The following is a 13,024-nucleotide window of genomic DNA, read 5'->3' as shown; positions in this document are numbered from 1 at the left end:
TTATGCCTTTTATCTTTTTAGTCCATTATCGCTTTACATAAGTATTGATATTTATTTAACAATTTTTACTTTTATACCATTATTTTAATGTTATATTTTTGTTCATTTTTTATATTTATTTAATACTTTCTTATTTGTTTATAAAATTTTAACTTTTTAACTGCAAAAAGCAGCCTCTATTTTATATAAAGAGGCTGCTAAACTTTATTTTTCTTTATAATATAACTCTATATTCACTTTTCCTAAATTCTTCGGTATTATATTTCCATCTATCTCTTCTCCATTTATAATAATTTTATCTTTATCTGATTTTATAACTCTTATATTATATTCTTCATTTTCTCTATTTATATTTATCTCAAATTCCTTCCATGACTTAGGAACGCAAGGAGTTATTTTATAGCCTTCCCCTTTATAAACTTTAAATCCAAGTATATTCTCAAGACCAACTTTATACATCCAACCAGCTGTTCCAGTATACCAGCTCCAACCGCCTCTACCGCCATGAGGCTCTCTTATGTAGACATCCGCTGCCATAACATACGGCTCTAACTTATATCTTCTACACTCTAATTCTGTATTTGTATGATTTATTGGATTTATCATATCAAAGTATCTAAGAGCTTTATCTCCCATACCAAGTTTTGTAAGTGCTAATATAACCCAAGTTGCTGCATGAGTATATTGACCACCATTTTCTCTGACACCTGCAACATATCCCTTTATATACCCTGGCTCTTCTTTTGACTTTTCAAAAGGCGGTGCTAAAAGTTTTATTAATGCCAGATTTTCATCAACTAGATTTCTATCTACAGCTTCCATAGCTTCCTTTGCTCTATCTAAATTTCCACCTTCTGATATTATTGACCAACTTTGAGCTAGTGAATCTATTTTACATTCTCCATTTTCTCTTGATCCTAGTGGCATTCCATTATCAAAATATGCTCTTCTGTACCAGCCACCATCCCAAGCATTCTTTTCAAGATTTTCTCTAATATATTCTTTCATTTTTATATATCTATCTTTCTTTTCACTATCATTCATATGATCACAGATTTCTTCAAAACTTGTTAGTATCTTATAAAGGAACCACCCAAGCCATACGCTCTCTCCTTTTCCTTCATTTCCAACTGTACTCATACCATCATTCCAGTCTCCACTACCCATTAATGGAATTCCATGATCACCAAATCTTAATCCTCTTTCAATGGCTTTTATACAATGCTCATATATAGTTCCTTCCGCACTTGATTGATTTACTATAGTATATCTTTCATCTTCACCTTCTCTTAAAGGTTCATCCTCTAGATAAGGTGCTTTCTCATTTAATATACTGTAGTCTCCAGTAAAGTCTATATATTCAGCTGTAACAAAAGGTAACCATAATAAATCATCTGAGAATCTTGTTCTTATTCCACTATTTATTATAGGATGCCACCAATGTTGTACATCACCTTCAAGATATTGTCTTGATGCACTTCTTATAATTTGATCTTTAGTTATCTTAGGATTTATTAGCCCTATAGACATTGAATCTTGAAGTTGATCTCTAAATCCATAGGCTCCTCCTGATTGATAAAATGCAGTTCTAGCTAAATATCTACAACTATAATTTTGATAAAGTAGCCAACCATTTAATAAGTAATCCATCGACTTATCTTGAGTTTTTACACTTATATTTCCTAGGAAATCGCCCCAATATTTCTTAACTCTATCTAACTCTTCATCAACATTAGATATATTATTATACTTTTCTATTATTTTTTCTATATTCTCTTCATCTTCCTCTTCACCTAAAAGTATAATTAATTCCTTAGTCTCACCCTGCTTTAGCTTTATATTACATTGTGTAACTAAACATGGATCTAGAACACTTCCGAAACTCTCTTGTAAGTTTTCATATTTTAATCCTAATGGTTCTTCTAAACTTCCAGAAATTCCAATAAACTCTCTTCTATCACAAGTGAAACTTAACTTTTCTCCTCCTAATATAGTTGAATAGGCCTTAAGCTTACCAAAATACTCAGAGTAAGGATTTTTACCATATATATAATCTTTCTTCTTATATGTACTTATATATCTAGCTGTTTGATAGCTTAAAACTCCTAGAACTAACTGTGCATAGTAAAATACTGATATATCTCTTTCTTCATCTGATGTATTTTCTAATATAACCCTTTGAATTTTAACTTTTTCTTCCTTTGGACAAAATGTTGTCATAGTACTTTTAATTCCACATGAAGTATGCTTAAAACTTGAATATCCAAAACTATGATGGATTATATATGCGCCTTCATCTCTAACTGGCTTAGGCGTTATTGAGAAATATCTACCATCATTATTGTCTCTAACATATATAGCTTCACCTAAAGTATCTTGAACCCAATCATTATTCCAAGGTGTTATCTTGTTCTCTCTACTATTTCCACACCAAGTATGAGATGAACCTACCTCTGATATATGGAAACCAAAATTCTCATTAGAAATTACATTTATCCACGGAGCTGGTGTATTATTATAATCTTCAAGTATTATTACATAACTTCCATCCTTCTTATCAAATCCACCATAACCATTAAAGAAATCTAAATTTTTCTTTATCTCTTCTATTTCTTCATTGTAATTATTTACTTCATAATCATTACCAGATACTTTATTATCAAAATCATAATTATAATCACCTGTACCTCCTATGGAATTATCATCTATATCCACTTTTGTTATATTGCTTTCTGATAATTCCTTATGTCTTCTTGTAGTTTCTCTCTCTTCTTCTAACCCTTTCATTTGAGTTAATATTGTTCCTTTTTCACTATTTATATAAATAGATGAAATTCCAATTATAAAATCCCTTATCTCTTCATTCATACTGGCTTTATTATGTATGAAGATTCCACCTGGTTTATTTAAAATTTCACCATCACTTAAGGTATTTATTAATTGCAATATACTCTTTTGAAGTGGCTGTTCATAACTTAATTCTTCTTGGTTATATATTATTAAATCCACTTTAAGACCTTTGCTTATAAAGTAATTATGCATTTTTATCATTGATCTAATAATATCTATATCATCATCATCTTTAACAACAAGCATAGCAATTTTTATATCTCCTGAAATTCCATAAGCCCATAAATCCTTTTGGTGCTTATTTATATTTCTTATATATTCTTCTCTATCTGCTCTTCCATCATTTAAGAAGAGTATATAGGAAGCTAAGCTTTGATATATATTAGCTTGTGATGACTTAATGCCAAGATTTCTAAGCTGTACCTGCATTGATTTATTATACATTCTAATTGCTGATTCTAATCTATTAACATTGCTATAATCACTAGCTATTCTTATAGCTTCTTCTCTATCATCAGCTACACCTGTTATAAAGTATATTACCTTCTCTTCATTTGCATCTAATCTAATTCCATTCCTTATACTCATGATAGGATCTAAAACTATTCCTACAGTATTTTTTAATGAATTATCATTATCTAGTGCTACCGGTGATTTTAAAGTTCTATTTCTACCTATAAAATTAATTCTTGATGTTTCATAACTTAATGAACCCTTTAAATCACTTGTTGTTATTGCCTTATGGAATATGTATGGCACCTTTCCACTTGGTATTCTAGCCCTTCTCTTTCCAAGTAATGTAGAGCTTTCGTCATCATATTCAGTTTCTATAAAAAGATTTGAAAAACTTGGATGAGCAGAATCTCCTTCAAAGCTAGCTAAGGTTATCTCCATATAACTTGTTATTTCTATACTTCTTCCTTTATCACCAGTATTTCTTAATGTTATCTTTCTAATATCTAGATTATCTTCGGGTGATACAACTATCTCCATTTTACTTTCTATAGAGCCTTCCTTCTTACTAAATTCACCTTTGTCTATAGAGAATTCTACAGTGTAATCTTCTCCTTCGCTCTTACAAGGCTCATAAGTAGCACTCCAATAATCATTAGAATTTAGATTCTTTATATAGAAAAATAATCCACTACTATCTGATGTAGTATCTCCTTTCCATCTATAAAGAAGATCTTCTCCTCTTTTAGAATAACCACTTCCTGTTAAAGTGATCATACTTGAAAATGTTCCATTTGATAATAATAAAACTTCTGGATTATCTCTTAGTGCACCTTTATATACTCTTTTTACAAAGTCCTCTGTTTCAAGTCTTTTTCTTTCATGTTGAACTTCTATATCTCTTTCAAACGTTATATATTCTGGAACCTTTTCCTTGAGTAATATCTCCGTTGCCTTTATTTCTGGTATATCATGAAATCTCTTTTGAAGTATATTATCATTTAATATATTATCTAAACTTAATAATGACATACCTAAATGATGAACCATATAGCATTTAACCTTTTTACCGCCTGACCTTATCCTACGCCTCTTTCCTTCTGTATCATTCTCTTCATAGTCTTTATAATCATCTACTACTTTTACTTGCTTATTTATTTTCTCATCCTCTAATTCTTCTACTATTTCATCAGTTTGATCATCTAATATTACTTCTTCACTTAATATTTTATTTATTCTATTTGGAGTAAAATCAATAGCTTCTATAAAGCCATATCTTCCTAATGCCCCCTGGCTCTCTAATAACTTTAAATTTTCTATACATCTATCTTTTGCCCAAGGTAATACCATTAAAGTTGAATATGGTGATACTACTATCTCATCTTCAAGACCTCTCTTTAAACCTATTCCCGGCACTCCAAAAGCCTTATATTGATAATTTTCTCCTATATCAAATTGATAATATGCTGATTCAGATATTCCCCAAGGTACCTTTTTCTTCCTAGCAAATGAAATTTGAGCCTTTATAACTGATCTATAAGTTAAGTCTAAAAGTGTTCCCTTATAACTTTTCATTAAAAGATTTGGCATAAAGTATTCAAACATAGTTCCACTCCATGAAACTAAACTTCTCCCTCTAAATGCATTAGTCATTGCTCTTCCTAGCTTAAACCAATGACTAGTATCAACTTCATTTCTAGCTATTGCTAAGAATGATGTAATTCTTGCTTCTGATGCTAATAAATCATAATAAGAATTACCTAAAGAATCTTCTTCTAAGTTATATCCTATAGAGAATAGTTCTCTATCCTTTTGATATAATATAGAAAAATTCATTTCATCCATTATACTTTCTATATTTAAGATTAAATTATCTACCCTATCCTCAAAACTTTCTAAGTCTATTATCTTTTCATTTAGTATATTTTTAAAGTCTTCTCCTGAGTATTCTGCCATTCCTTTTATCTCTTCTTTAAGTTCTAAGAGAGATGGACTTTTTTTCTTAAAATATTCTGATAGAATTTTGTTTACTCCATCAAAGAAGTAATCTGCATAATCTATTTTGGTTTTGATTTCATTTTCTAATTTATCTATCCAATACTTAAACTCTTCATCTCTATCTTTATTTTCTTCTTTTATTTTTTTAACTCTTTTAAGTTCATCTTCAAGTACTAGAATATATTCTTTTCCGTCTTCTCTATCTAGCCTCTCCAGTGTAGCATCACTATCTATCTTTAAAATTCTATAAATATCTGTTAGCCCAGTAAGTTCTTCTTTTCTTATTAATGGTTTTTTCTTATATTCTTTCAGAGTTTCTTTTAAAACCCATAAATAACCTAACAAATTACCACTATCTACTGTTGAGACATATCTAGGCCACAAAGGCATTGCTGTTTTTGTATCATACCAATTTAAATAATGCCCTTCATATTTTTCAAGTTTATTCATTCCACTTAATATATTTTCTATTCTGTCTACAACTTCTCCAAAAGATATATATCCTAAGTCATATGCAACTATATTCGATATAAGTCCCATCCCCATATTAGTTGGTGATGTTCTATTTGCAACCCCTTTATAAGGTTTCTCTTGATAATTATCTGGTGCTAAATAATTATTTTCACTATTTACAAAATCCTCATAATATGCCCATGTTCTTCTACTTATACATCTTAAGTAATCTCTTTCCTTATCACTTAGCTTAACTTTTTCCTCTTTATGAATTTTACTAATCTTATACGCTAATAACGGTGATAAAATCCATACAATAGATAATATGCTTATAATCACTCCAAGGATTAATGATGACCTAAAACTAATAACTATAAACAATGCTCCAGCTATTACTGAAAACCACATTTTTTCATAGTAATATCCAATTGTATTTTTAACTGTCCTTTCGGCATCTTCGGCTGTCTGCCACTCTAATAAATGATTTTTAGAAATAAATAATCTAAATAACGCTTTTAAAATAGCTCCTATCATAATATAAGTCTGATAAGGTATAAAACTTATAATAAAGACTATCTGCCTTAATGTTTTTATAGTTCCAATTAATTTATTTTTAGGAGTAACTACAAAGTCTGTAATAGTAAATAATAATGGCATTATTAAAGCCAAGAATAAAAGAATAGTTACTTCTATTCCTCTATTTAATAAAAGAAGTGCAATTCCAACTCCTACCATAAGTGATGGTGCCAGTAGACTTCTCCTTAAATTATCGAATATTTTCCACTTCGACAGCATAGACAATTTGGATGAGAATATCCATGGCAATAGTTGCCAATCCCCTCTGACCCATCTATGTAATCTCTTTGCACTTGCAAGATATGAGGATGGATAGTTATCAATTAACTCACAATCTGTAACTAAAGCACTTCTTGTATAACAACCCTCTAACAAATCATGACTTAATACTTTATTTTCACGAATTTCATCCTTTAATACTCTATAGAATACATCTATATCAATTATTCCCTTACCTGTAAATGATCCTTCACCAAATAAGTCTTGATACGTATCTGAATAAGCTGTTGAATATCCATCAACACCGCCTTCTCCACCAAAAATCTTTGAGAATTCACTTTTATTTTTACTCTCTAAAGATATAGAAACTTTAGGTTGCATTATTGTATATCCTCTTTTTACAACATTATCTTTATATACTGCTCTATTTAGAGGATGCATCATCGCACCTATAAGCTTTTTAACAACTCCTCTTGGCATAAAGGTATCGGAATCTAGTGTTATTATGTATTTCGCATTTCTAAGTTCTTCTATAGAGCTACTAACAACATTAAAGGTATGTTCATTTTCTTCTCCCTTTAATAGTGCAATAAACTCCATTATCTTTCCCCTTTTTCTCTCCCTTCCCATAAATACTCCCTCATGAGAATTATATATTCTTTGTCTATTAAGGAAGAAAAACTTATCCCCTGCATCTATGCAATACTTTCTATTTAATCTATTAATTTCTCTTATTGTAATTTCGTTAATTATCTTATCATTCTCTTTGATTTCTTTATCACTATCTGGAAAATCTGCGAGAATTGCAAAATATAAATTTTCTTCTTTATTTGCAAGATATATTACCTCTAACTTTTTTACCATTTCTTTTGCACTATTTATAGAATTTATAATGGTTGGAATTATAACTACACTCTTTTGAGCCTCTCCTATTCCATTTCTCAAATCTATTTTGGGAACGTGCCTCATAGGGACCATCTTGCATGTAATCCAATTTATTATATTAACAACTATTTCACTTGCCGGAATAATTAGTATTATTCCAGCTAAAATATACTGATGTCTTTCATATTCAATACCTGATAAATATCCTAGAGATAAGACAATAAAAATTATAAGTAGTGTTCCAAGCGCATTTATAAGCCAAAACATATTTTGACTAAATTTGTTCTTTATGTTTACTCTTGAACCTAATTCTTTATTTAATTGTCTTATACCGTCATCAATTAGATAATATCCAATATGACTTTTACATCCAATCTTTCCTGACTCCCTTGCTCTTTCTGCAAGAAATACTAATCTTTCTGCAACTAGCTCTTCTTTGATTTTATATTTTCTAGATATCTTTTCTATCTTATGACGATAATAATCCTTAGACTTAAAATCCATTTTTCCATAAGTTCTATCTGGATCCTTCATAAGTGTTTTTTCTACTATTGATGTCTCACTAAAAAATCTTCTCCAATTTATCCCGTCTATTTCTCTAAGTGATGTTATAGATGACCCTATAGTATCCTCTAATGAACCTTCTATAAAAGAACTTCTTATTAAGTTTTTATCTTGCTTATCTTTATCCAATTTAGAAATGGCAATATTATATACTTCTTCATCTTCAATAGAGTTATCTTTTAAAACTTTATAAAATTCTTCTGTAAATACTTTTGACCTATCATTAATTTTTTCTAAGATATTCAATCTATTTTCATTATTCTTTACTGAAATTACTTTATAAGCTAGTTCCCTTCCCTCTTTTCTATCCTTATATATACTCTTTAATTCATCTGTAACCTTTGAAATATTTATTATAAGACTTGCCCTAAGCATTAATGGAAACGCCCATAATTCTCCCATATTAAGTCTTTTATTTTTTTCTAGAATAAAAGATATTGCTTCTTCCTCTGTAACCCTTCCTTTATTTTCTCTTATCATTTCTCTAGCTAATATAAATATTCTAGGAACCCTTCCACTTGATTCTTCCTCTATAGCAAGATTTTCAAAATACGCTCTTGGCATATTAGTCCTTATAGCCTTATATTCCTTTTCAATAAGATAGATGTTATCTAAAAGCCATTCTCCAGAACCAATTATTTCTTCACCCTCATTTGATAAAACTTTAATATACTTATAAGTATCCTTTATTTTCATAAAACTAAGCTTTAGCTCATTAATGACGTTCTTTCTGCAATTTAATGAATTGTTTTTATCCACTATAATCTTCTCCTTTGCAAAGTTTTACTTGTAGCAATAGTTTTTACCAAAAACAAAAAAATAATTACCTATAAATATTTAATTATGAAAATAGTTTTATTCTTATTTATAAATAAGTTCTCTATACTTAACTTATTTATCTGCATAAATTAATATTGAAAATATAAAACTACGTTATAAATCGCTGATATACACTCTTATTTATCTAAATAAATTAACATTTAAAGGAATAATAATTGACATATCTGTGGATAAAAAATAAGACTCAGTGCATAAAACATAAAATTGTTTTATACTCTGAGTCTTTATATAGTGAATAACTTTTAAATCATATTATTTTCTAAGCATTATATTTAGTATTGTGTTATCTGCATTGTTTAATCCGTCTTTAACTAGTACTTCAATATTTTTTATTGTATCTTCTGCATCTTCAAAAATTATTCCGTCCTTTGATGATGGAGATATATTGTTCATTGCAAGAGTTGCACATTGAATTGCTGCATTTGTTGCTGTTGCAATTTTTAAAGCACATGTACTTTTAGCACCATCGCATATCATGCCTATAACATCTGATATCATATTGTTTACTGCATGCTTTAGATTAGTAAGATTTCCACCTAAAAGATATGTTATACCACAACAAGCACCTGTTGCCCCTGCAATACCTGCACCACAAAGAGGTGAAAGTCTTCCTATATATTCTTTTATATGGATAGTCATTAAGTTACTTATAATTAATGCCCTTGCAATATCTTCATCTGACTTTTCTAATACCTTCCCTGTTTCAGCTACTGGCATTGAACAAGCAATACCTTGATTTCCTGATCCAGCAGTTGTCATTATAGGCATTGAGCATCCATCCATTCTAGCATCTGAAGCTGCTGCTGTTGCTGCAATTACTCTATTTGCCAAATTATTTGTAAATAGATTAAAGCCTTTATCTTCTATTATTTTACTTCCAACTTCTAAACCATATCCACCTTTTAATCCTTCATCTGATACTCTTCTATTCATATTAGCACCTTCTAATATAAACTTTATATCTTCAAAAGGCATATTAGTTGCAAAATTATATATTTCTTCAATAGATAGATCACTTGCACAACTTGAATCTTTACTTCCTTTTTTCAATGAGTCTTCTTGATTATCTAAGATAACATCTTCATTTTTTTGTATCAATACAACATTAGTATGATCTTTTGCAATTACAACCTTGGAAATACCATGTTCTCCCTTTGCAATTACTTCTATATAAAGTTTCTCGGAAGTATCTTTTTGAAATACTTTAATTATTTTATCTTCCACAATCTTATTTGCTTCTTCTAATTGTTCTTTAGAAAAATCTGATAATATTTCAAGCTTCTTATCTGATTTTTTTATAACAGCACCTAAGGCAGCTGCTATTTCTATACCTACTTTTCCTGTTCCAGGAATTCCAACTCCTAAAGCATTTTTTATAATGTTAGCACTAAGTAATAATTCCATATTAATTAATTCTTCGCCTAAATTTTCTACAGCAATTGAAGCTGCATATGCTACTGCTATAGGCTCAGTGCACCCTTCTGCTGGAACTATTTCTTTACTTAATATATCTAAAAATTCTCTTCTCATAATATGTTCCCTTCTTCCCCTGTGTTTTTAAGATAATTATATCACTTTTATATTTCAAGACCTATATTATGATTCTTTTCTTCTATTATTTCTTCAATAGTTTCATCACCAGATTTATCTCTAGCTAAAATAATTGTTGATATAAGTATTAATATTGTTCCTATAATAAGGGCAAATGTAAGCTCTTCTCTAAATAGTAGGATTCCCATTATTATACTAACAATTGGCTCAAAAGTCCCAAGAATCGATGTTGATGAAGCCCCAATCATCTCTATTCCTTTTAATAGTAATATCATTGATAGGATTGTAGATACAACAGCTATTAAAATATATGCTACTCCTAGATTCATTGTAACCTTTGTAATTAATGAACCATCTATAAGACTATATATAAACATTCCAACAGCTGCACCAAATGTTATATACATTGTTATTACTCTATTATCAATATCTTTGATTTGCTTCATAGCTAACATTATTATATTAATTCCATAAGCTATCCCTGAGAATAGTGCTAAGAATAATCCTAATGCACTTAATGTATTATTTTCAAATGCTATTAATGCATAAACTCCTATTCCTGCAAATATTAATGAAAGTAATTTGTTTCTACTCATCTTCTTTTTAAAGAAAATATATTCTAATATACATACAAATGCTGGATAAATAAAATGTAATGTAGTGGCTAGTCCTACTCCTAAATAATTATATGACATAAATAATGTTTGAGTTGTTATTGTATATCCTATAAGCCCAGTAATAAAAAGTAATAAAAATTGATTTTTAGTCACTTTAATAGATACATTTTTACATAATAAATATACTAATAATACTAATGATGCTATTGCAAATCTAAAAAATAGTACTGTATTTGGATTTGATCCATTTATATAAGCAAACTTAGCAAATATAGGCATTAATCCAAATGCTACTGATGCTAAAATTGCAAATAATATTCCTTTGTAATTTTTCATAAATTTACCCCCTAATAATATTGTTAATCATTTAAATTTTATCCTAAGTTTCTCACTCAAGTATTCATTCTAATTATCTATATTTTCATTGTCAATTACTTATTTAAACTTTTATTATATTTTTTATTTAGGGAGTAATAAATTACTTACTATATATATTAAGCATCACTTTTCTTTTGGTCTTTACAAAAAAAATTCTCCTTGAAATCATTAAGTTTATGTCTTAATAATATCAAGGAGAATTTAAAATACTCTTTACATTAAATTAGAACTTTCTAATTTAAGCTAAAGAACTTTGTAAATGCTTCTATTGTATAGAAATTATCTTTAACAGATGCAAGCTCTCTAACTGAGTGCATTCCTATAAGTGGTGCTCCCATATCTACAACTGGTATAGAAAGGTCAGCTGCTGACATTGGTCCTATTGTTGTTCCACCCTTTACATCTGATCTATTAACAAATTTTTGTACTGGTACTTTTGCTTCTTCGCATACTGATTCAAATATTCCAGCTGCAACACCTTCTGTTGAGTAGCTTCCTGAAGCTGCTATCTTAAGAACTGGTCCTTCGCCTAATAATGGTCTATTTGTTGGATCATGTTTGTCTGGTAAGTTTGGATGTACAGCATGAGCTAAATCAGCTGATATCATTAATGAGTTTGAAACTGCTCTAAAGAATTCTTCAGTACTTTTACCTAAAGCAATTGTAATTCTTTCAAGTGTTCTTCTTATAAGGTTTGATTGAGCACCTTGTGCAGTTAAACTTCCTATCTCTTCATTATCAATACAAATCATTACTTTTGTTGAATCTATATCTGTACTATTTATTAATCCTTTTATTCCTGCAAATACCATCCATTGATCATCTAATTTTCCAGCAGATATGAACTCTTCATTTATTCCCATTACGCATCCTTTTTCATATTCATATAAGAATAAATCAAAATCTAATATCTCCTCTTCTGAAACTCCAAGTTCTTTAGTTAAAAGGCTCATTAAGTAACCTTTCTTTTCTAACTCTTCATTTACAAATCCTACTAATGGTAAAGTATCCTTTTGTCTATTGAAGTTATATCCTTCATTAACTGTTCTATTCATGTGAATAGCTATACTTGGTATTATTAATACTGGCTTATTTATGTTTACTAACTTAACTTCTGGCTTTAAAGGTGATTTTCCTTTTAATATTACTCTTCCAGCTACTCCAAGTGGTCTATCAAACCAAGTATAAAGTATTGGTCCACCATATACTTCTGTATTTAATCTTACATAATGGTCTTCTGTCTTCATTTCTGCGTTTGGTTTTATCTTAAATCCCGGTGCATCTGTATGCGCTCCTATAAGTCTGAATCCGTCTTTTTCGATTTCTCCATTACCAACTTTAAAAGCTATTACTGCTGAGTTATTTTTTACTAAATAGTATTTTCCACCCTTTTTAAGGCTCCATGAATCTTTTTCAAATATTTCTTCAAAACCTTCTTTATCTAATATATCCTTTACTGAATATGCAGCATGATAAGCTGTTGGACTTTCATATAAAAAATCTATTAATTCTTGTGCTAATTTCTTTTCCATGTTAATTCCTCCTAACACTTTCCACTATTTATATTAAATACATTCTATCATATTTAATTATATATATGATGTAATGATAGTTCATTTAATACTTTATTCAAACTCTAC

General features: G+C 29.2%; 4 protein-coding genes. All 4 read right to left on the bottom strand.

The features are described from left to right. Positions 1-204: 204 nt before the first annotated feature. Positions 205-8,757: a GH36-type glycosyl hydrolase domain-containing protein gene (locus K5V21_RS00285; RefSeq protein WP_221858231.1), complete on the bottom strand. Its 8,553-nt coding sequence runs from the start codon at positions 8,755-8,757 to the stop codon at positions 205-207. A gap of 333 nt (positions 8,758-9,090) precedes the next feature. Then, on the bottom strand, positions 9,091-10,368 hold the full coding sequence (locus tag K5V21_RS00280) for an L-cysteine desulfidase family protein (protein WP_221858229.1): 1,278 nt from the start codon (positions 10,366-10,368) through the stop codon (positions 9,091-9,093). 47 nt (positions 10,369-10,415) lie between these two features. Then, positions 10,416-11,342, bottom strand: a complete 927-nt coding sequence (locus tag K5V21_RS00275; RefSeq protein WP_204593125.1) for a DMT family transporter — start codon at positions 11,340-11,342, stop codon at positions 10,416-10,418. Between the two features lie 275 nt (positions 11,343-11,617). Beyond that, complete coding sequence (locus K5V21_RS00270) at positions 11,618-12,916, bottom strand: M18 family aminopeptidase (protein ID WP_221858227.1); 1,299 nt, start codon at positions 12,914-12,916, stop codon at positions 11,618-11,620. Positions 12,917-13,024: the final 108 nt, after the last annotated feature.

Origin of the sequence: Clostridium sardiniense (assembly GCF_019753795.1) — a bacterium.
Taxonomy (GTDB): Bacteria; Bacillota; Clostridia; order Clostridiales; family Clostridiaceae; genus Clostridium; species Clostridium sardiniense.
This window is presented reverse-complemented; position numbering and strand designations above follow the sequence as displayed.